General features: G+C 45.0%; 20 protein-coding genes and 1 other RNA gene. 3 read left to right on the top strand and 18 right to left on the bottom strand.

The annotated features are described in order from the left end of the window. Window positions 1-497 precede the first annotated feature (497 nt). From MUB50_RS14940 to MUB50_RS14930, 3 genes are all read right to left on the bottom strand, one after another. Window positions 498-1,205, bottom strand: a complete 708-nt coding sequence (locus MUB50_RS14940) for a CvpA family protein (protein WP_244791446.1) — start codon at window positions 1,203-1,205, stop codon at window positions 498-500. Window positions 1,206-1,215: 10 nt separating this feature from the next. After that, a complete protein-coding gene (locus tag MUB50_RS14935; RefSeq protein WP_243101224.1) occupies window positions 1,216-2,448 on the bottom strand; it encodes a DUF5711 family protein in 1,233 nt (410 codons plus the stop codon). Between the two features lie 66 nt (window positions 2,449-2,514). Next, window positions 2,515-3,774, bottom strand: a complete 1,260-nt coding sequence (locus tag MUB50_RS14930; RefSeq protein ID WP_244791444.1) for a LysM peptidoglycan-binding domain-containing protein — start codon at window positions 3,772-3,774, stop codon at window positions 2,515-2,517. A 157-nt stretch (window positions 3,775-3,931) separates the two neighbouring features. Here MUB50_RS14930 and yyaC point away from each other — a divergent pair, with 157 nt between their 5' ends. Next, entirely contained in the window at window positions 3,932-4,519 is a 588-nt protein-coding gene (gene yyaC, locus MUB50_RS14925; RefSeq protein WP_138276620.1) for a spore protease YyaC, read from the top strand. On the opposite strand, the gene MUB50_RS14920 is transcribed toward yyaC, so the two are convergent. From MUB50_RS14920 to MUB50_RS14885, 8 genes are all read right to left on the bottom strand, one after another. Continuing rightward, window positions 4,492-5,430 carry a transketolase family protein gene (locus MUB50_RS14920; RefSeq protein WP_118625975.1) on the bottom strand — a complete coding sequence of 313 codons (939 nt, stop codon included), beginning with the start codon at window positions 5,428-5,430 and terminating at the stop codon, window positions 4,492-4,494. The genes yyaC and MUB50_RS14920 overlap by 28 nt on opposite strands. Beyond that, entirely contained in the window at window positions 5,418-6,257 is an 840-nt protein-coding gene (locus MUB50_RS14915; RefSeq protein ID WP_015525669.1) for a transketolase, read from the bottom strand. Before MUB50_RS14915 ends, MUB50_RS14920 begins: the two co-directional genes overlap by 13 nt. Before the next feature lie 66 nt (window positions 6,258-6,323). Further along, window positions 6,324-6,977 carry a fructose-6-phosphate aldolase gene (gene fsa, locus MUB50_RS14910; protein WP_118516042.1) on the bottom strand — a complete coding sequence of 218 codons (654 nt, stop codon included), beginning with the start codon at window positions 6,975-6,977 and terminating at the stop codon, window positions 6,324-6,326. 274 nt (window positions 6,978-7,251) lie between these two features. Further along, window positions 7,252-8,370: a LacI family DNA-binding transcriptional regulator gene (locus MUB50_RS14905; protein WP_244791442.1), complete on the bottom strand. Its 1,119-nt coding sequence runs from the start codon at window positions 8,368-8,370 to the stop codon at window positions 7,252-7,254. 87 nt (window positions 8,371-8,457) lie between these two features. After that, window positions 8,458-9,054 carry a recombination mediator RecR gene (recR, locus tag MUB50_RS14900; protein WP_015525667.1) on the bottom strand — a complete coding sequence of 199 codons (597 nt, stop codon included), beginning with the start codon at window positions 9,052-9,054 and terminating at the stop codon, window positions 8,458-8,460. After that, window positions 9,054-9,410 (bottom strand): YbaB/EbfC family nucleoid-associated protein, encoded by a 357-nt coding sequence (locus MUB50_RS14895; protein ID WP_015525666.1) that lies wholly within the window; start codon window positions 9,408-9,410, stop codon window positions 9,054-9,056. Before MUB50_RS14895 ends, recR begins: the two co-directional genes overlap by 1 nt. Window positions 9,411-9,441: 31 nt before the next feature. Continuing rightward, window positions 9,442-11,064 carry a DNA polymerase III subunit gamma/tau gene (gene dnaX / locus MUB50_RS14890; RefSeq protein WP_244791440.1) on the bottom strand — a complete coding sequence of 541 codons (1,623 nt, stop codon included), beginning with the start codon at window positions 11,062-11,064 and terminating at the stop codon, window positions 9,442-9,444. A gap of 70 nt (window positions 11,065-11,134) precedes the next feature. Next, on the bottom strand, window positions 11,135-12,217 hold the full coding sequence (locus MUB50_RS14885) for a 6-phosphofructokinase (protein ID WP_118516051.1): 1,083 nt from the start codon (window positions 12,215-12,217) through the stop codon (window positions 11,135-11,137). A 495-nt stretch (window positions 12,218-12,712) separates the two neighbouring features. On the opposite strand from MUB50_RS14885, the gene ffs reads away from it, so the two are divergent. Further along, window positions 12,713-12,974, top strand: an RNA gene (ffs, locus tag MUB50_RS14880) — signal recognition particle sRNA large type. 172 nt (window positions 12,975-13,146) lie between these two features. Here the strand turns inward: ffs and MUB50_RS14875 are convergent. From MUB50_RS14875 to MUB50_RS14845, 7 genes are all read right to left on the bottom strand, one after another. Continuing rightward, window positions 13,147-13,584, bottom strand: coding sequence for a GatB/YqeY domain-containing protein (locus MUB50_RS14875; RefSeq protein WP_118516040.1), 438 nt, complete (start codon window positions 13,582-13,584; stop codon window positions 13,147-13,149). A gap of 87 nt (window positions 13,585-13,671) precedes the next feature. Further along, the gene (tadA, locus tag MUB50_RS14870) at window positions 13,672-14,196 is read right to left on the bottom strand and encodes a tRNA adenosine(34) deaminase TadA (protein WP_118516039.1); all 525 of its coding nucleotides are present in this window, start codon (window positions 14,194-14,196) and stop codon (window positions 13,672-13,674) included. Window positions 14,197-14,474: 278 nt separating this feature from the next. Continuing rightward, window positions 14,475-15,878, bottom strand: a complete 1,404-nt coding sequence (locus MUB50_RS14865) for a glycoside hydrolase family 1 protein (protein ID WP_118625979.1) — start codon at window positions 15,876-15,878, stop codon at window positions 14,475-14,477. 193 nt (window positions 15,879-16,071) lie between these two features. Continuing rightward, the gene (locus MUB50_RS14860) at window positions 16,072-16,986 is read right to left on the bottom strand and encodes an ROK family protein (protein WP_244791438.1); all 915 of its coding nucleotides are present in this window, start codon (window positions 16,984-16,986) and stop codon (window positions 16,072-16,074) included. A gap of 19 nt (window positions 16,987-17,005) precedes the next feature. Next, a complete protein-coding gene (locus MUB50_RS14855) occupies window positions 17,006-17,932 on the bottom strand; it encodes a nucleoside hydrolase (protein ID WP_118625981.1) in 927 nt (308 codons plus the stop codon). A 93-nt stretch (window positions 17,933-18,025) separates the two neighbouring features. Continuing rightward, entirely contained in the window at window positions 18,026-19,459 is a 1,434-nt protein-coding gene (locus tag MUB50_RS14850; RefSeq protein WP_118625983.1) for an MFS transporter, read from the bottom strand. A 201-nt stretch (window positions 19,460-19,660) separates the two neighbouring features. After that, window positions 19,661-20,857, bottom strand: coding sequence for a helix-turn-helix transcriptional regulator (locus MUB50_RS14845; RefSeq protein WP_118516035.1), 1,197 nt, complete (start codon window positions 20,855-20,857; stop codon window positions 19,661-19,663). Between the two features lie 206 nt (window positions 20,858-21,063). On the opposite strand from MUB50_RS14845, the gene MUB50_RS14840 reads away from it, so the two are divergent. Continuing rightward, complete coding sequence (locus MUB50_RS14840) at window positions 21,064-21,759, top strand: anaerobic ribonucleoside-triphosphate reductase activating protein (RefSeq protein ID WP_244791437.1); 696 nt, start codon at window positions 21,064-21,066, stop codon at window positions 21,757-21,759. The last annotated feature ends 10 nt before the right edge of the window (window positions 21,760-21,769 follow it).

Here is a 21,769-nt window from a genome sequence, read left to right as displayed (position 1 = left end):
GACAACCGTTTGGCTATCTCTCGTTTTTACTGCTTTTGGTTTGTTTAAACCGTTCTTTAAATGTAAAGAAATTTTCGAGAATCGTATGTGTTTCACTGTTTAGTTATCAAGGTTTGTTGTGTCTGTCTCTCAGACAGCTCGTTTATTTTATCTCATCTCTTTTTGTTTGTCAAGCACTTTTTTAAGTTTTTTTCAAACATTTTTGAGTTAAGATTTTGTTGTCACTTCGTTGACGACTTGGATACTTTATCATATCTTCTGTCTTTTGTCAACTACTTTTTTATTTTTCTGAAAGCAGATGTATTTATCTGTTTCTTAAAAACAATTCGTTCCTAACAACTCTGATAGAATAGCATTTTTTCCATTACCTGTCAACATATTTTTTACATAAATTTCATTTTTTTCTAAAAAACGTATTTTTGCGCCAAAAACCGCATTTCACAGACATGTCACCACCTGTATCCTGGTGCTTTTCCGTCTGCAAAATGCGGTTTCTTTTATCCACCATAAAATATTCCTGTAAAAATACGGATAAAAATATTTTTATCATAAAGAAAATCCAGTACTGTATCGCCCCGGATCAGTCCCAGGCCTTTTTGCCCTATTTCCGTGTTGCATAAAATCGTAAGTACCAGCATTCCGACCCATACAAAAACAATACACTTCATGCCTCCTACTACGGCGCCGGCTATTTTGTTAATCCCTCGGATGACCGGCAGTCTTGCCAGGAGATCCATGGCATACGCCAGCACATGGATCAGGATTGAGGAAAGTATGTATGATACCAAAAAAGAAAGACAGTTCACTGCTACATTGGCCAGATATCCGGAAATATACCCTGCAAATGTATTAACCGCCAGATATTGATACACTAATGCCGTATTATTTTCTGTTATTCCCTTCTGGAGGAGATCCGGAATATCCATGCTGCTGATCAACGCCTTCTGTTCCTCATCATCCATGGTTTCTTTCCCATCTGCCAGAGAATCCACAAATGATCCGCTGGCAGTCTGGATTTTTTCATAAACAGACGTATTCTCACGTATGAACTGATTCACATAAGGATTGATCAGCCATACCAAAGCAACGGAGATCAGAACAAGCAATGCAGATACTACTTCTTTCACAAAGCCATGCCTGTATCCATCCACCATGGAAAAGGCAAGCAGGACCAGCACAGCCAGTCCAAGCCATGTCCAGTTCATATCTGCCCCCTTAACTGAATTTTATGGTGCTGACACCTGTATCCAGTACCATAAGATATTTATTCCATCCGATCTTAAAGAAATCTCGGATCGTTCCATCTACATTTCCGGCATATTTCTGTACACCACGGCTGTTCATCACACAGATCTGCGAGCTGTTATACATGATGATATTATCTCCGCTCATTTTTATAGTCGTATATGGAATATTGAAATTTTTACGGAATTTCAGCTGTCCGCTCATATTATAGACTTCCATTGTATACAGATCATCTTTATTATTGTTTTTAAATACCAGGCCAATCCTGTCATCACTGAAAAATGTACTTACGATCTCCTGTTTTACATTGACTGTTTTGCTTTCTTTGGGGATCTGATTTCCCTGATAAGTAGAAAATCCGTCATCTCGCAAAGCAATATACTTACTGTCACTGATACATTCCACCTGCGGGATCACTACATTCTCATAGGTATAACCACTTACGATCCGATCATCCTCATTCTGTCCTACATCCCCATAATTATAAAATGCCACATAGCTGGTAGTCTTGCTTCCATCAACATACTGGAATGTTACCATCATCACTCCGTTATCAGACACTGCTACATCCATGGGATATCCCGGATCATCGATCTTAGTCAGGTTTTCCGCGACCAGACTGCCATCCGGATTATAAAAATTGATCCAGGTATTATCATCATTGTCCAGGATCACGGCAACCATTCCATTCGATGCGATCCGCACTTTTACAATAGAATAAGACGTTGTTACAGTTCCGGTCACACCTTTTTTGTCGCAGATATAAAGCGATGTTCCCTCGCTGTCTGCAACAACCGCCCTGCTTCCATTCACATCTGCAATAGGATTCTGCATTGTATAGGTTTCATTCCAGATGGTATTCATGCTGTTGTCCACAACAGATACTCCATCAGGACTGTATCTCAGGATATCTCCATCCATGTCCACATACTGTGTGGAAACAACATCTTCCTGTTCGCTTGTATTTAATACTTTATAGCTGTGATAGCTTCTTTTTTCTGCATAAAGAAAAACCAGGCAGACTGCAGCAGCGATCACTGCCGCTGTGATCACCTTTTTTCCCTTTCTTGAAATTCTTCGGTGATGAGAAGTTCTCCCGTAGTGAGAGCCTTCCTGCGCAGCCTGTTCCTGTGCAAGCCTGGCTTTTTGCCTCATCAGCTTTTTACGCTTTTGTTTTTTCTGTATTTTTTTAATGATATTCACAACCGTATCCCTTACCTTAAGTATTTTATTTTGTAATTGGTTTTCCAGTTATTATAGCACACTCCATCAGGGTAGTACAATTACCTGCCCGGGATAAATGATCTCATTGGCAGAAATTCCGTTTAATGCACAGATCTGTTCCATCGCATCTACAGTGCCATAGCGGTTCAGACTGATCTGATACAAGGTATCTCCCGGGCGGATCACATAAGTTTCCCCCGGATTTTCTGCTGCCACTGAAGTCTCTTCTGTTTTTTTCTCTTCTGTTTTTTTCTCTTCTGTTTTATTATCTTTTTTTTGCGTTGCTTCTGAAACAGATTGTTTTTTTGACCTCCGAGGTTCCGGTGTTATTGAGATTTTTTCTCTTATCTGTGTGGTTTCCGTCGGAACCGGAGTTCCCCGCACAGCTTCCTGTGTCTGCACCGGTTTCTGCGTCTGCCCTGCCTTTGGCGAAACCGATACACTCCGCACCGGTTCTGTTACTGCAGGTGTTATCTGCACCACCGAAGCAGAAGCGGTGCGATAATCTTCCGGAACCTCTGTTTTTTTCTGCTGATTCCGATAAAAGCCCACTCCAGCCACAAGAACTGCCAGTGCCAGACACACCGTAGCCGCATAAGAAAAAACGGAAGTTTTCTCTTCTCCCCGTTCCTCCGGATTTTTACTATCTATGATCTTTCTGAAATTTCTGACAGCCCTGTCCTCCACTTCCTCGGATGCCTCTCCGCCCTCTTTCTGGCTGCGTTCAATCATATACGTCTGCATCTGAGAATTTTTCTCATAATAAATATAATACCCGCTCAGTTTTGCCATCATGCCGCCATCATAACGGAAAAAGGCATCCTCCCGTTCTCCGGGGTCCATCAGCATCAGGATCTTTTCCCCTCCGAAATGTCTGAGATGTACTTTCACAAAAAGCTCCGTGATCTCCATTGCTATCTGAGACTGTGCAAAAAACCATCCCACGATCTCCTGCTCCGGAAAATACTGATCCTTATCCTCCTGCAGCTTCTGCCAGAGTTTTTCCGAAAAATCAATATGTTCTGCTGCAGCCTCCATGCCGTCTGCTGCAATGGCACCTTTTATAAAAATACAGGTCATATCTGCAGTCCATTGAATTTCACCTGTAAGTACTGCCACACTTCCCTGGCCTTCCGGCTTTTCATCTTCTGCCAGGCTGCAGAGAAATGTGTATACATAATCTTCTATATAAATCCTGTAATCTCCGTTCGCCAGCCCGATCTGCCTTACATTTCTCGGCATGGAAAATGCTTCCTGTGCGGCTTCCTGTTCTGTTGTGTCCTCCTTATAAATGACTTCTATCATCTCATATCACCCCTTCTGTCCAAGCATAGCACAGTAAAAATGCGGATTTTAGCAGAATGTAAGAGTCTGTCCACAGAATTTAGCGACAGATTCCGCACCATGCATATTTTCCCTTTTTTCAGGATATGATAGAGTGAAAAAAGAATCGAGGTTTCTCATGGCTTTTTACATTGATGCCGGAAAAAACGGTTCATCCGGCGAGATTGCTTATCTTCTGAAAAAATGCATTCTTCACTGTCCCAAAAAATGGACTGAGATCGTGTTTTTATGCATTGGCAGTGATCGTGTTACCGGAGATTGTTTAGGCCCATATATCGGACACCTTCTTCATCCTCATGAAACCGGACATATTTTTGTCTACGGCACGCTTTCCTGCCCGGTCCATGCCCTGAACCTTGAAAAAACTTCATCGCTTATCACAAGGCTTCATCCACACGCCCTTGTAATCGCCATAGACGCTTCTCTTGGACAAAAAAAGCACCTGGGCTATGTGACCATTGGAAATGGTGCACTTTACCCAGGTGCTGGTGTTCAGAAAGACCTTCCACCTGTAGGGGACATCCATATCACCGGCATTGTAAATACTGCCGGAATCATGGAGCAGCTTACCCTGCAGACTACCCGGCTCTCCACCGTAGTAGCACTTGCAGATGTGATCGCCTGCGGAATCCTTAAGATACTTCCTGCCGAAACAGACTTATCCCCTGTTGATCTTGATTATACGAACTCCTTGATCTGCTTATAGATACCCTCTGCATCGAGACCGTATTTATGAAGAAGCTCTAATGCCGGACCGGACTCACCGAATACATCATGGATTCCGATACGTTTAACCGGTACCGGTGCCTTCTCAGCCAGGCACTCGCATACAGCTCCGCCAAGACCGCCGATGATGGAATGCTCCTCAACAGTTACAACCTTGCCGGTTTCTTTTGCAGCTGCAACAACAAGGTCCTCATCCAGAGGCTTGATGGTATGGATATTGATCACTTTTGCATCGATTCCGTCTGCTGCAAGCTTCTCAGCTGCTTCAAGAGCCGGTGCAACGCAAAGTCCGTTTGCGATGATGGTAAGATCTTTTCCCTCGCGGAGAACGATGCCCTTACCAAGCTCAAATTTATAATCCGGTCTGTCATTGATAACCGGAACAGCAAGACGTCCGAATCTCATGTATACCGGTCCCTGATGCTCGTAAGCAGCAGCAACCATAGCTTTTGCTTCGATATCATCAGAAGGACTTGCAACGACCATACCCGGAATCACTCTCATCAGGGCAAAATCCTCCAGGCACTGATGTGTGGCGCCGTCTTCACCTACAGAAATACCGCCGTGAGTTGCTCCGATCTTTACATTCAGCTTCGGATATCCGATGGAGTTACGAACCTGCTCATAAGCACGTCCTGCTGCAAACATTGCAAAAGTACTTGCAAAGGGAACCTTACCTGTGGAAGCGATTCCTGCTGCAATGCCCATCATGTTGCACTCTGCGATACCGCAGTCAATGTGACGCTCCGGGAATTCTTTTTTAAACATACCTGTCTGTGTAGCTGCAGCAAGGTCAGCGTCAAGAACGATAAGATCCTCGTGTTTTTTTCCTAATTCTATGAGGGCACTGCCGTAGCTTGCTCTCGTTGCGATTTTCTTTACTTCTGACATAATGCTTCACCTACCTTCTCCAGATCTTCCATTGCCTGTGCATACTGCTCATCATTCGGAGCTTTTCCGTGCCAGCCTACTGCGTTCTCCATGTAGGAAACACCTTTACCTTTTACTGTTTTCATGATGATAGCTGTCGGCATACCCTTTGTAGCTCTTGCCTCATCAAAAGCAGCCTTCAGCTGATCCATATCGTTGCCGTCCGCAACATTGATCACATGGAAATTGAAAGCTTCAAATTTCTTGTCGATCGGATATGGGGAGCATACATCTGCAATGTCACCATCGATCTGAAGTCCATTGTTATCTACGATCACAACCAGGTTGTCCAGTTTACGGAAGCCTGCGAACATAGCTGCCTCCCACACCTGGCCTTCCTCGATCTCTCCATCACCCAGCAGTGTATATACTCGATAATCATCATTACTGAGTTTGGCAGAAAGAGCCATACCTGCTGCTGCAGAGATTCCCTGACCAAGAGAACCACTGGACATATCAACGCCCGGAATATGCTTCATATCCGGATGTCCCTGAAGATAGGAGCCCAGATGACGAAGTGTTTTCAGATCCTCTTTTGGAAAATATCCTCTCTCTGCAAGTACAGAATAGAGTCCCGGTGCTGTATGTCCTTTGGAAAGGACAAAACGGTCACGGTCTGCCTTCTTAGGATCCTTCGGATCGATGTTCATCTCTTCAAAATATAAATAGGTGAACACGTCTGCTGCAGAAAGGGATCCGCCCGGATGGCCGGCCTTTGCTGCATGGACTGCTGTTACGATATCCTTGCGGACTTCGTTGGCAACTTTCTGAAGTTCTAACTTATCCATGTTATTAATGTCTCCTTTTTAGTGCCCTGCTGTTCACAGGGAATTTGTATATAAAAGAGGTTTCGATCACTCACCGAATACTGCCTTGTAATCAGCCTGAAATTTAGTGATACCTGCATCTGTCAGCGGATGATGTGTCATCTGCTCAATTACCTTGAACGGTACCGTAGCGATATCTGCGCCTGCAAGTGCACATGCAGTTACATGCATTGGATGGCGAACGCTTGCTGCGATGATCTCTGTCGGGATATCTGCAACTGCAAACATCTCAGCGATCTGCTGGATCAGCTCAACGCCATCTGTGGAGATGTCATCCAGTCTTCCAAGGAACGGAGATACGTATGTAGCACCTGCTCTTGCTGCAAGAAGTGCCTGGTTAGCAGAAAAGATCAGAGTAACGTTTGTCTTGATCCCCTCAGAGGAAAGAACCTTAACAGCCTTCAGTCCCTCTGTTGTCATAGGAATCTTAACAACCATGTTCGGATGGATAGCTGCAATCTCACGTCCCTCACGGATCATTCCCTCAGCATCTGTTGTGGTAGCTTTTACCTCACCGCTGATCGGTCCGTCAACGATCGTTGTGATCTCTTTGATCACCTCGTTGAAGTCTCTTCCTTCTTTGGCGATCAGAGACGGGTTTGTTGTAACTCCACAGATAACTCCCATGTCATTTGCTTCTCTGATATCCTCTACTTTAGCTGTGTCGATAAAAAATTTCATTGTTTTTTCCTCCTGTTTACGTTCGTTCTTTTTCTTGATGATTCCATTATAACAAACTCATTGCGGGGGTCAAGGCACCTGTTTTTTATTAATAAATATTTTATTAATAAAATAGCTTTTTATTAATAGTGCCTGTCAATTTTTTCACCCAAAACAGCTTCTTTCCATTTTCCTCAATTCGAATATCGCCGTAATTATCATAGCTAACAAGGTTTCTATTCAAATGTGTCATGGAAACTCTCTCTATATATTATTATTAATAATTTTTGCGCCATTATTTATTTTTCTGTTCATCAGACTGGTTTCTGTCCAGTCTTGCATACCCCGTCGTGCGGCGCGTGATCAGCTTCGGGGTATATTCGATATTATACAGGCTGGCAGGTCTTTCATCCAGGTAAAATTTATCATTCATGTCGATCTTACGGATGATGATGTCACAGGCATCTCTTCCCTTCAGCGCAACAAAATGATCAATGGTTGTCAGGGAGATCCTGCGGATGCCGGAATAAAAAATATTATCGCACCCTATGACAGAAACATCCTTTGGAACGTGTATCCTCATTTCGTGCAGCGCATCAATGGCACCTATGGCCATCATGTCATTCTGTCCTGCGATAGCCGTAAATTTCTGTCCTTCCTGGAGAAGTTCCATGGTCAGCTCGTAGCCCATGGCATACTCGGAATCCATCCGCGGGATCTTTCTGTCATTGGACTCATCTGCCGCCTTGATGAGCACATGATCCTTTTTTCCCTCTTTTTCAAACTCGCGGACAAAGCCCTCCACACGCTTGGAGCGCTGCCACTGCCGTCTGGTAAGAGGAGGCGTGATAAATGCCACATCCGTGTGCCCCAGATCAAGAAGATGTCTGGCCATCAGCCTTCCTACCACTGTGTTGTCCTGATTGATAGCATCTACCGTGGTTGTTTTTTCCTTGTTGCTGATGATGACCAGCGGTGTTTCTTTTGCGATCTTTTCTACCTGATGCTGGAAATCCGGATGAGGATTGCAGGTATAGATGATCCCTGCCGGCCGCATGGTCTGCATCATACGGAGATATTTTTCTTCCAGCCCCGCGTCGCGCTGGGTGTTGCAGATAAATACCCCATATCCCTGCTCATTGGCCACAGCCTCGATTCCCTGAAGCAGCAGTACATAATAGGGGCTGGTGAGTGTGGGGCAGAAAACAACGATCAGCTTTTCTTTTCTGTCAGCTTTGTGTTTCCGACGTCCGGGAAGCTCATAGCCAAGCTCTCTGGCCGCCTGCTCCACCCGCTCCACAGTTTCTCTCGAAAAAGAAACATTATATTTCCGGTTCAGCACCATGGATACAGTTGCCTGGGAAACGCCTGCTCGTGCTGCCACATCCAATGAGGTTGCTTTCTTTTTTGCCACCAGTCTCACCTCCTTTATAACCCGGGGAAATTTCCTGGCTGCTTATCACTTTTTGCAATCTCTCAGAAAATTTTTCACCTGATCTGGTTAAAGCTCCACTCTTCCCTCCAGTGCCCGGAGAAGTGTCACCTCATCAATATACTCCAGATCACCGCCCACCGGAACTCCGCTGGCGATACGGCTTACTTTGATCCCGGTCGGTTTGATCAGCTTACTGATGTACATAGCTGTCGTTTCGCCTTCAAGACTGGAATTGGTTGCCACAATAACTTCCTTTACATCCCCCTGAAGGCGCTTCATCAGCTCCTTCAGTTTGATATCATCCGGCCCGATCCCAAGCATCGGGGAGATCGCACCATGAAGTACATGATATACACCGTCAAATTTACCTGTTTTCTCATATGCTGCCAGATCCCTGGTATTCTCAACCACCATGATAGTGCTGTGATCTCTTTTGGGATTGGCGCAGATCGGACAAAGCTCCTGGTCAGTCAGCGTGTAACAGCACTTACAGTACTGAACATTCTGCCTTGCATCGGTAATGGAGGCGGTCAGCTGCTCTACCTGGTCCTTCGGCATATTCATGATATGAAATGCAAGACGCTGGGCAGATTTGGCTCCGATTCCCGGAAGATGGGAAAGCTGCTCAATAAGTTTATTGATATGGCTGCTGTAATATTCCATCAGAAAGGAAGACCTCCGCCAAGACCACCAAGGCCGCCTGTGAGTTTGGACATCACTGCTGCTGACTCGGACTCAACCTGACGGAGCGCCTCATTTGTTGCTGCCGCGATCATGTCCTCAAGCATCTCGATATCATCCGGATCTACCGCTTCCTCGGAAAGTGTGACCTTTGTTATTTCACGTTTACCGGAAACTGTAACGGAAACAGCTCCGCCGCCTACTGTTGCTGTAAACTCTTTTTCCTCAAGAGCTTTCTGGTTTTCTTCCATCTGACGCTGCATTTTCTGCGCCTGTTTCATAAGATTGTTCATGTTTCCCGGCATACCCATGCCAGGAAATCCACCTCTTTTTGCCATAATACTTTCCTCCTGTTTTTTGTTTACGGATTTATGACTCCTCATCCGGGTCTTCTTCCACTACGATATCCATGTGGATATTCTCCCGAAGTGCATCGTCTACTGTGATCTGCGCGAGATTGGTGTGCTGATGTTTGTTGGCTACCAGCATATGTATCTCCACGCTTTTGCCTGTCCGGGCAGCAATAATGTCCTGAAGCTCTTTCTTCGCCTCCGGATTGTCTACATAATTCATCCCCAGAAAATCCTGGAATTCCACATAAAGGATGGAATCTCCTGTTTCTCCGTTATACTTTGGGACTGCACGCTGCAGGGACTGCTTGAAAAGTCCGGTAGTCTGACCCACGATGGCACGCCAGCCTGCCACGATCTTCTGAAGATCCTCAGGAGCTGCCTTCTGTGGTTTCTGCTGCTGTGCCGTTGCTGTACCGGTCACTGCCGCCCCCGGTTCCCCGGCTCCGCCGGCCTCGCTCTCCCGAACGATCACCTGCTGCACAGGCCGTTCCTCCATCTGCTTTTCCAGGACACGAAGCCTGTCAAGAACAGAGTCCAGATTTGTCTCCATGGCCGGTCTGCACAGCTTGATCAGTGCGATTTCCACCAATACACGCTTCTGGCTTGCAAAACGGATCTGATTAGACAGATCGGAAAAAATACGAATGTAACGCATCAGCGTCTCCACATCTGTCATCTCGCTCTCTTCCTTCAGAAGCTTCAGATTCTCAGAAGAAACGTCAATGGCTTCCTCAGGATTTTCGGAAGTCTTCACAAGCAGAAGATTTCGCATATACCAGGTAAAATCTGATACAAACTGTCCCAGCTCACGGCCGCCTGTGATCAGGTCCTCCAGCACATGGATGGAACCTGTCACATCGCCGGAAAGAACCTTTCGTAGAAGTCTGCTGAATACCTCTGTATCCACGGCTCCCAGAACATCCAGGACTTTATCATAAGTAAGCACCTGTCCCAGATAAAAGGAAATACACTGATCCAGAAGACTCAGAGCATCTCGCATGGACCCATCACCTTTTTTTGCCACATAGCGTACAGCCTTCTCCTCTGCTTCCACCCCTTCTGCAGTCAGAAGCTCGGAAAGTCTGGCAGCAATGGTATCAATGGATATCCGGTGAAAGTCATAGCGCTGACACCTGGACAGAATTGTGATCGGTATCTTGTGGGCCTCTGTAGTCGCCAGGATAAAGATAACATAAGAAGGTGGCTCCTCCAGTGTTTTCAGAAGAGCATTAAATGCACCTGTTGAGAGCATATGCACCTCATCGATGATATAAACCTTGTATTTACCCTCTGTTGGACGATAAGCCACTTCCTCACGGATCTCACGGATGTTGTCAACACCGTTGTTGGAGGCTGCATCGATCTCGATCACATTCATGGCAGTTCCCGCCTGAATGGCCTTGCACATGGCACATTCATTGCATGGGCTGCCATTTACAGGATGTTCACAGTTTACTGCCTTCGCCAGGATCTTTGCAACCGTAGTTTTTCCGGTACCACGCGTTCCGCAGAACAGGTATGCGTGTCCGATACGGTTCGCCTTGATCTGGTTGGTCAGTGTTGTCACAATATGATCCTGTCCTTTTACATCGTCAAAATTGTCGGGACGAAATTTACGGTAAAGAGCAGTATAACTCATAAAACTCTCCTTCTCTTCGCCACAGTCGCCGCGGAAAGACTCCCGCGGCGGCCAGATGACTCATAATTCATTAATCGCCAAAACTGATTCCGATCTGTTTGGCTGCTTTTACAAGCTGATCCTTTGGAGATACCATCTTCAGCTTGCCTGCACATTCAGCAAGAGGAACCCGTTTGATCTTGCCATTGATGACGCCGATCATAACACCGTATTCCTCATCCATGATCGCCTGCGCTGCACCGGCACCGATCCTTGTGGAAAGAACGCGGTCATATGCACATGGCTCTCCGCCTCGCTGCATATGTCCCGGAACTGTGATACGTACCTCACTTCCGGTCACCTTCTGGATCTGGTCTGCGATCTCATAGGATACAGACGGATATTTCTTTGCTCTTTCCGCAAGCTTTTCTTTGTATTTTTTCTTTGGAAGCTCTGCATCTTCTTTTGAGATAGCTCCCTCAGCTACTGCAAGAATGGTAAAACGCTTGCCGGCCTTGTTACGCTTCTGGATGGCTTCCGCAACCTTATTGATATCGTATGGGATCTCCGGGATCAGGATCACATCTGCTCCGCCTGCAACACCGGCATTCAGTGTAAGGCTTCCGACCTTATGTCCCATGATCTCGACAATAAATACACGTCCATGGGATGCAGCTGTTGTATGGATGCAGTCAATGGCATTAGTTGCGATCTCCAGAGCACTCTGGAAACCAAATGTCATATCTGTACCCCAGATATCATTATCAATGGTCTTCGGAAGATGGATGATATTCAGGCCTTCCTCGCGGAGAAGATTGGCTGTTTTCTGCGTTCCGTTTCCGCCGAGGATCACAAGACAGTCCAGACAGAGCTTATAGTAAGTCTGTTTCATTGCCTCAACCTTGTCCAGTCCCTTCTCATCCGGAACCCGCATCAGTTTAAACGGCTGTCTGGATGTTCCGAGAATAGTTCCGCCCTGAGTCAGGATCCCGGAAAAGTCCCTGGCTGTAAGCATACGGTATTTCCCGTAGATCAGTCCCTTATATCCGTCATCAAATCCATAAACCTCAAGGTTCTCAACGCTGTTGCTCAGGCCCTTTACAACGCCTCTCATGGTTGCGTTCAGTGCCTGGCAGTCGCCACCGCTTGTCAGCAGACCGATTCTTTTAATCATAGCGTCCTCCATTCTGTGCCCTCTTATGTGCACATTTTATTTGTTGCTGTCTGCATATAAGACAGATATTCCACCTGACGTATTTCTGCAGAACAACTACTGTATCCTCTCTTTTCACAGAGTTTTACACAATATAATATTATAAAGCATTTTCAGGCAGTGTACAATAGCCAAAAAAACCGGATCGTTTATATGCCCACATCCGGAACGGATCTGGGATACGATGAAATCTCGATCAGCAATATTCCGGCTAAACAGAGCATTCTCAGATCCAATTCAGCTTCACCCTTCGCAACACCAAAAACGGCGGTATTCAGAACTGCCACCTCAGTCTTCTCAGCTGATGTCTCTATTTTAAAACCTGCGCCTTTATGCTGAAATCAAAAACTGAATACGTGAAATATCCGGGGGCTCCTTTTTATTGAGGGGCTCCTTTTTATAAAAACAGATCTGGCGCATCTTGACAAATCATTCATAAGAGTCTATAATTAAATTCCGCGCAGCCGGGGAGATAGCGGTGCCCTGTACCTGCAATCCGCTACAGCAGGGGTGATGCCAATCTGAGGCTTGTATCTTGCAGAGCAGCCCTTTATAAGTGGCGTTGACGTCTGGGTCTTACGCAACAGGAATCTGTGAACCGTGTCAGGGCAGGAATGCAGCAGCACTAAGCAGAAGCTCTTGTGTGCCGTGAGGGTGCCTGGGCTGAGTTAACTGTAAAGGTAACGTCTGTGAGACCATTCCGAGGTGCGGCGCGCGTAAAAAAGGTTATAATATATGATCTCTATATAAACAGCATTCCCGCCGGGTTCGTCATTTATGACTGATCCGGCGGGATTTTTTTATGCATTTACTCCTTACCTGCCCCTGCAAAAAAACGCCGGGAAGCTGTTCCGAATGCTCCCGACGTTTTCCTGTGTACATATATTGCGTTATTTACAATATCCGGCAACTACCTGATTGATCAGCTTGCCGTCTGCCTTTCCCTTCAGATCTCCCATAACTGCCTTCATGATCTGGCCTTTATTTCCTGTTGCCAGAACATCTGCAAATTTTTCCTCGATATAAGCCTTGATCTCTGCTTCATCCATCTGCTTCGGAGCATATTTCGCAATGATGTCATATCTTGCCTGATACTCTTCTTTCAGATCTGTACGTTCTGCAGGACAGGTATCGATCTGCTCTTTTGCTGTTTTCAGCTCTTTCAGGATAACTTTGTCTACAAGCTCTCCTTTGATGTCATCACGGCATCCCTCATCAATGGCAGCTTTTTTTACTGCTGCGATCAGTGCAGAAACTGCTTCCTTTGTCACCTTATCCTTGGCCTTCATTGCTGCTATCATGTCTTTTCTTAAAGCTTCAAGTTCCATTTTTTGTTCCTCCATTTTCTGTCGTTCCTGTGTCAACGACTTTCGTTTGGCCTGAATGGATTTTCTGTCTGTAATAGTGAAATCCATTTATGATTTTATTTTGATATTTTCACAGGATTCTGTCAAGAGTAAATCTCTCATGATTTTTGCCTGCTTCTTTTTCTCCCGCAGTTCCCTGAAAAATGCGGAAAGCATTTCGGAGCATTCCTCTTCCAATACCCCTTCTGTGATCTTTACCTGATGATTAAAGCCTTCGATCTGAAGAAGATTCATCACAGATCCGGCACAGCCTGCTTTCGGGTTCATACAGCCGATCACCACCTCATCGATCCTGGACTGTACCAATGCACCGGAACACATCTGACAAGGCTCCAGCGTTACATACATGGTGCATCCCTCCAGACGCCAGTCTCCCAGCTTTTTACTGGCCTTTCGGATAGCATTAAGCTCTGCATGAGATAAGGTATTTTTGTCTGTATTGCGGCGATTGTAGCCTCTGGCTATGATCTTTCCCTCATGCACGATCACACAGCCGATTGGCACTTCCTCCAATGCACGGGCCTTTTTTGCCTGGCGGATCGCCTCTTTCATAAAACGTTCCTGATCTGTCACGTTTTTACTCCTCCTGTAACTTCACATTCCGGAAAAAGCTCCGGGATTCTATCTGTTCATACCAAGACTGCTCTCAGCCTTCTGTACGTTCGATTATAACTTTTCAGATATTCCATGTCAATCTGCTGTAAAACAGATATTTGCACACAGTAGGAACATTACGGAGTAATTTTCTATAACATAAAAAAACGCAGACAAAGGAAGCTCTCGCGAACTCCGTTGCCTGCGTCAATGAGTGCATTATATCTGCTTTTTTTCCAGAAAGTCAAGCAGCCATATTATTTGTGAAGTGACTCACCATTGGTAGCGATCACATCTTTATACCAGTAGAAGGATTTCTTCTTATAACGATTCAGTGTACCTGTTCCATCATCGTTACGGTCCACGTAGATGTAGCCGTAGCGTTTTTTCAGTTCTGCTGTAGATGCACTGACAAGGTCAATACAGCCCCAGGAGGTGTAGCCCATAACATCTACACCGTCCTCAACAGCCTCTTCGACCTGAAGGAGATGTTTCTGCAGGTAATCAATACGGTAATCATCCTCAACGGTCATAACGCCATCCTTCTCCACCAGCTTGTCTACTGCGCCCAGTCCGTTCTCAACGATGAATAACGGTTTCTGATAACGATCCCAGTAGTAATTCAGCACATAGCGAAGACCCTGCGGATCGATCTGCCATCCCCAGTCAGATGCTTCCAGATATGGGTTCGGAACACCGCCCATAAGATTACCCTTTCCTTTTACATGAGCTGGGTCTGCTGTCTCGCAGATACTCATGTAATAGCTGAAGGAAACGAAATCTACTGTATTCTTAAGGATTTCCGCATCGCCTGGCTCAAATTTGATCTCAATGTTATTTTCACGGAAATAACGTTTCATATATCCCGGATAATATCCGCGGACATGTACATCACCGAAGAAATCGTTCTTGTGAACACTCTCCATAGTCTTGATCACATCGTCCGGGCATGGGGTCAGCGGATAAGTCGGCATGCTCAAGATCATGCAGCCGATCTTTGCATCCGGCATCATCTCATGTCCGATCTTTGTTGCAAGTGCACTTGCGACCAGTTCATGATGAACAGCCTGATACAGATCCTGCTTGGAAAGCTTATCCTTTTCTGTGTAAATACCACCGCTTAAGAATGGTTCATGGAGAACAGAGTTTATCTCATTAAATGTCAGCCAGTATTTAACCTTCTTGCCGTATCTTGCAAAAATAGTTCTCACATATCTCTCATAAAAACCGATCATCTTTCTGTTCACCCAGCCATCGTAGGTTTTTGCAAGATGAAGCGGTGTTTCATAGTGAGAGATCGTTACCAGTGGCTCGATCCCATATTTATGGCATTCGTCAAAAAGATCATCATAAAACTGAAGACCTTTTTCGTTTGGTGTCTCCTCATCTCCGTTAGGGAAAATACGACTCCATGCAATGGATGTACGGAATACTTTGAAGCCCATCTCCGCAAATAATTTCACATCTTCTTTATAACGATGATAAAAATCGATTCCGATAAGTTTCATGTTATCCGGTGTAGGCTCTTCCGTTCTGGGGCCTACGATTCCGTGTGGTGTTACATCCTGTGTGCATAAACCCTTTCCGTCTTCATTGTATGCACCCTCGCACTGATTGGCAGCAACTGCACCGCCCCATAAAAAATTCTTTGGAAATGACATTCTGTAATCCTCCTTATGTAATATACTCAAGCGGACATTCGGAATAACCGCTTATTATCTGCAAGCGGACATTCGGAATCCGCTTCGCTACTTCCTCATGAACAAATAAGCGGAATAACCGCTTATTATCTGTAAGTGGACATTCGGAATCCGCTTCGCTACTTCCTCATGAACAAATAAGCGGAATAACCGCTTATTTGTTCATGAAGTGATATAAAGCACCGATTAAATTTGCGTCATTGTAGAATTGACAGTTTGTGATCTTCGGCTCCGGAACATATGGTGTTATCTTTCGCAATGGAATATTCTTCATTACTTCATCCAGGCTCTTCTGAAGATATTCATGCAGAAGCGGCTGCTGGCTGATGCCTCCGCCGATAGCAATGATGTCCAGATCCAGATAGATATTCAGGTTATAGATCTGTACTGCAAGACGATCTGTAAACTCCCTCAGACCTGCCAGAACTTTCTCATCACCTTCATTTGCCAGACCGAATATCTTCAATCCATCGTAAATCTGCCAGTCCTCTCCTGTATGCTTTGCAACAGTCTTTGCAAGTCCTTCCGCACCGCTGCTCATTCCCCAGTAGTTGTCCAGCTCTGCCGGCCCCTTCGCCTCTGTGCATATATAGCTGTATTCGCCTGCGGTAAAATGATTTCCGCGGAAAAGCTTTCCGTTGAGGATGATCCCGCCTGCAACACCGGTTCCGATAACAACAACAGCCCCATTTGTACAGTCCTTAAGACTTCCTCTCCAGAACTCGGCAAGTGCCGCACATTTTCCATCATTTTCCACAGAAACCGGAATTCCGTAACGCTGGGAAAGCTCTGTGCCAACAGTACTTCCTGCAAGATATGCAAGATATCCTGCTGTTACACAATATCCATTCCTGTTGTCCAGCATACCAGGCATGCTGATGGCAATACCTTCAATGCGGTTTTTGTATTTCTCCACAACACTGTCCAGAACTGCATAATAGTCCTCTTTTGTCTTTGTATGATAGTCCGGTGTGGGAACCTTATCTTTTTCAAGAATTTCTGCATTTTCGTTCATTAATGCATATTTCGTAAATGTTCCGCCTGCATCAAAAACCAGATAATTTTTCATTTTCATTTTACCTCAAGCTTTATTTCTCGTCACCAAAATTCAGAGCAAGCTTTGCAAAGAAATCTTCCAGTGTCAGTCTTGCATCCAGATATTTGTAAACACGGATCTCACGGTTGTCCTGTCCATGGATGTATGTCATATCCTCTGCGATTCTCGGTGCAGATACCATATCGTAGCTTACTTTTTCCAGTTCTTCCATCAGAACGGCGATGGTTCCCTGATCACCAAGTCCCCAGATCTCGCCCTGCGGCCAGTCCATTTCATACTTGGCCGCTACATGGTTGAAATCCACCAGCTGCTCAAAAAGATATTTTCCGATCTTTCCACATGGGCGTACCTTCAGCTGAAGCTCTGCAAGAGAAACAGCCATCACTTTATAAAGACTCATCGGCACCTGCCATACCGGCACTTTGGAGGAAAATACTACGTTTGCAGCGTTGATATCCATCATCAGGTTGAACTCAAATCCGCCCTTTGGATAATCTGCTCCGCCGATCCAGATCACTGTCATGCGCTCTGCGATCTCCGGTTTCATCAGAAGCGCGGAGGCAACGTCTGTAATGGCACCCTGGCACGCAATGTACAACGGTCTTTTATCCTCCTTCATCGCTTCCTCGATGATGAATCTTGCACCCTCGGAATCGATAGGTGTATTCTCATCTTCAAGGGCGCGTGGTGCACCCAGCTTTACCGGATACTGATTTTTAAGCCCCATAAGCTCCATGACTTTGATGATCTCATCGTAGCTTGCCTGCGCAGTACCAAGCTCGCCGTACTGCTGCGGGTTTTTCCAGAAATGCCCCGCAACAAGGCCTTTTACGTCGAATCTTGGTGTCATGAGATGATGCGCTACTGCATACTGGTCATCTGCCTCGTTTTTGCAATCTGTATGTACGATCACTCTTACTTTTTTGTTTTCCGGTACTGTATAGGCATAATTCCACATAATATTTTCCTCCTTATATAAAACAGATGTTCTGATAATCGAAAGGAGCACCTTTCGATGCTCCTTATTTTTTCTTTTTTGTTCGATTTAAATTTATGCGTTTTCTTTATTCCGCTGGTTCAGTTCTGCACGGATCTGCGGATATTTTTTATCCAGATCATATGGGATCAGCACAACGATAGAAAGTATTGTAGCTACCAGTGCAAGACCACCGAATGCAAAATTGATCGCTGTATGTGTCTGCGGGAACTCCTTTGCAATGCTGATACCATCTGCCATTGCCTTGTCAAGTTTTGCTGCATCGTAGTTACCCCATACAAGAAGAGCAGATACGATAGCAGATGCTGCTGCTGAGGAAACCTTGTTTACAAATCCCTGGATCGCATTCTGTGTTCCACCAAGGTTTCTTCCTACCTGCCACTCTGTATAGTCAAAGATATCAGGCATCATGGAGAAGAACATACTGGAACGAAAACCGAATCCAAGTCCGATCAGTCCAAGTGCTGCTGTTGCGATTGTTCCGTCAGATGTGAAGAACAGGATCGCATATCCAACGATATCTACGATCGCTCCAAACTGGATCAGCTTGATCTTGGCAATTCCCTTACCATTGAGATAAGCTGCAAGGATCATAGTCGGGATTGCAAGCAAGGTAAGTAAAGTAAGTGCCAGTGACATTCCGCTTACATCACCAACAATGTAAGTATAATAGTACTGCATTGCACCATACATGGAAAGATATCCAAGGAAGAGGAAAAATACCTCGCCAAGGAACATGATGTAATATTTATTTTTTACAAGACTTCCGATATCCTTGATCAGAGAGCTCTTTCCTGCTGACTTTGTCGGAGGATTGATCTCCACGATGGAGAATACACAGATTGCCATGATGATGATAACGATGATTCCAAGTACAATGTTTGTGTTACGGTATCCGGTAGCCAGCGCTGCACCAGTTGCATCCTTGGAGCCGGAGAAGAAGTATACCATCGGAAGCACGAACAGGGAAGATGTCAGTGATCCAAGGTTTGAAAATACAGTACGTGTTGTAGAAATCTTGGTACGCTCTGTTGCGGATGCTGACAGAGAAGATACGATCGGTGCCATCGGAATATTTACCAGAGTATAGCCAAATGAGAAGATAACGTAAGTTACGTATGCCCATGCAAGCTTTGCACCTGCGCTCCATCCTGTCGGAACGGAAAACAGAAGAACCATACCAACTGCAAGGACCGGTGCACCATAAAGCATCCATGGACGGTAACGTCCCATTTTTGTATCGGTACGGTCGATCATTGCACCTACCATATAGTCTGTGAATGCATCGATGAATTTTGTTACAACGAACATAAATCCAACAGCGCCGGCTGCAAGTCCCGCGCAGTTTGTGTAATAAAAGAGAAGATATGTATTGGCAAGAAGGTAAGCAAGATTACAAGCATAATCACTGATACCAAAACCGATACGCTGTCTCCATTTAAACTTTGTTGTTTCATAATATGCCGGTTCGTGTTTTAACTTTTGCATTTTTCCTCCACCTTTTTTATGTTGATTTAACGATCCACTCAGGAACATGTAAATTTTTTCTGCGCGCCCTGTTTCTGGCGGATCAATCAGGTATGTCTCAACGACAAGCATATTATAATCAAAGCTATTTGATTTTCGTTATCATTTTTTTGATATTTTTATCATTTTCCCAACACATTTCTAATAGTTTTATAAACTTATTCAAGAATAAAATTCCTTACGCTTATATTTTTCCCGGTACTGCCTGGGAGTCATTTTCATATATTCTTTAAATACACTGCCAAAATGACTCTGGGAATTGAAGCATACATAATCACTGATCTCTGACAGGGTCGCATCGGAATATTTCAGGAGATTGGCAGCTCTTTCTACACGAAATTTCCGGATATAATCCACGATCTTCTCTCCCGTATCCTGCCGGAAGCTTCTGGAAAGGTGACCCGGGCTGATCCCGATAGCCTCTGCGATATCCTCAAGATATATCTTATGGTGATAATTCCGGGAAATATAATCCTTGCACTGCTCTGTATAGCTGGAAAAGCTTCTTGTTTTTCTGGTGTCAGCTACCAGCTTTGTAAATTTATAAAAGCATCTTTGGTTCAGTTCGATCATTTCTTCCATAGTCCGGCATTGATCGATCTGATTAATGAAATGATCACTGAGACGATATGCATCTGCCGGCGAAACTCCTCCTGATATAGCTTCTCTTGTTGCCAGTGTAGTTGTCACAATAGCCAGATTCCTCTGATGATTAAAATGTTTTCTGGAAAGGATCCCTCCTTTTTCCAAAAGTGCCGTGGCTCGTTCATTAACCTCTTCCACATTTCCTTCACGTATGCTATCCAGTACATATCGTTCTTCCATATATGTATGATGGTAGGCTGCCGCATCCGAGTCGTCCAGTTCAATGCGAACTGTTTCCCCCTCCTCCCAAGCTTCTTTTTCCTCGATGAGATTATTTTTTTCCATAAGATCGTCCGGCTGAATATCCTTTCCCTCCAAAAGCTCATACAGAAAACTTACGAAATTCAACATTCGGTTCAGTGTCATTTTGTCCGGATGGCGTTCTTCCTTCATTGACATGTGATATTTCTTATAAAACTGATGTATTTCCACATAGCTGAGCTCTTCTGCACATACCGGACCTGACAGATAGAAATCCTGGCCGCTCTGAACACAAAAGAAATAAATTTTATCAAAAGCCTTATAAATAGTCGGTACATTCTGTTCTTTTGTCTGGCAGATCAGGGACCGGCGCAATTCCTCTGATACAGTCAGCGGATTCTGTTTTTCGGGAAAAACCCCAAGACTCCGGATATTTTCTCCTGCTTCATCTGCATAAAAAATGGGAATTCCCCACAGGCTTTCCAGTTTTCTCAACAATGTATGTTTTGCCATGTCAACATCCTTTCATCTGTAATATCGGACTGTTATTGGAATAAATTATATGTTTTTTTTCTTCCATGAGCAAGCCCCCAAACCTGCTTATTGCTTTTCGCAACTTTGCAGGAAACTTACTTGATTCTGTTAAAAAGGCTTGCGGCTTTTTTCGGGGGAGAGTATGCTTGTAGTATCATAAATAAGAGAAACAAGGGGATTTTCCTATGAAAATATGTGGATTTAACAAAACAACCCTGCTGGATTATCCGGGAAGAGTAGCCTGTACCATATTCTTAGGCGGCTGCAACTTCCGCTGCCCATTCTGCCAGAACGGAGCTCTTGTCATGGAGCCTGATACCCAGCCTGAATATTCCCAGGAGGAAATCCTGGCTTTTCTGAAAAAAAGAAAGAGGATCCTGGATGGCGTCTGCATTTCCGGCGGTGAACCCACGCTTGCACCGGAGCTGCCGGAATTTCTCGGCAGGATCAGGGAACTAGGCTATGATGTGAAGCTCGATACCAACGGTTCCCGCCCCTCCGTGGTAAAAAATCTCGCAGCAGCTGACCTGATCAACAAGGTTGCCATGGATATCAAAGCCTGTCCTTCCAACTATCATGTGCTCACCGGTGTACATGCTGATCTGGATGGGATCCGGGAAACTGCCGGATGGCTGCTGGACGGACACCTTGATTATGAATTTCGTACAACAGTTGTGAAGGAACTTCATTCTGAAAAAGATTTTCAGGAGATCAGCCGGTGGTTAAGCGGTGCAAAAGCTTATTATCTCCAGGCTTATCGAGATTCCGACGGAGTTCTGATGCCGGGATTCTCTGCCTGCTCCGAAAAAGAAATGCTAAACTACCGGGATATCCTGTCTCAGACGATCCCGGTAGTAGAAATTCGTGGTATGGAGCTGTGATCTGCGGATT

This window comes from Blautia sp. NSJ-140 (assembly GCF_022868965.1).
In the GTDB taxonomy this organism is placed as follows: Bacteria; Bacillota; Clostridia; order Lachnospirales; family Lachnospiraceae; genus Blautia_A.
This window is presented reverse-complemented; position numbering and strand designations above follow the sequence as displayed.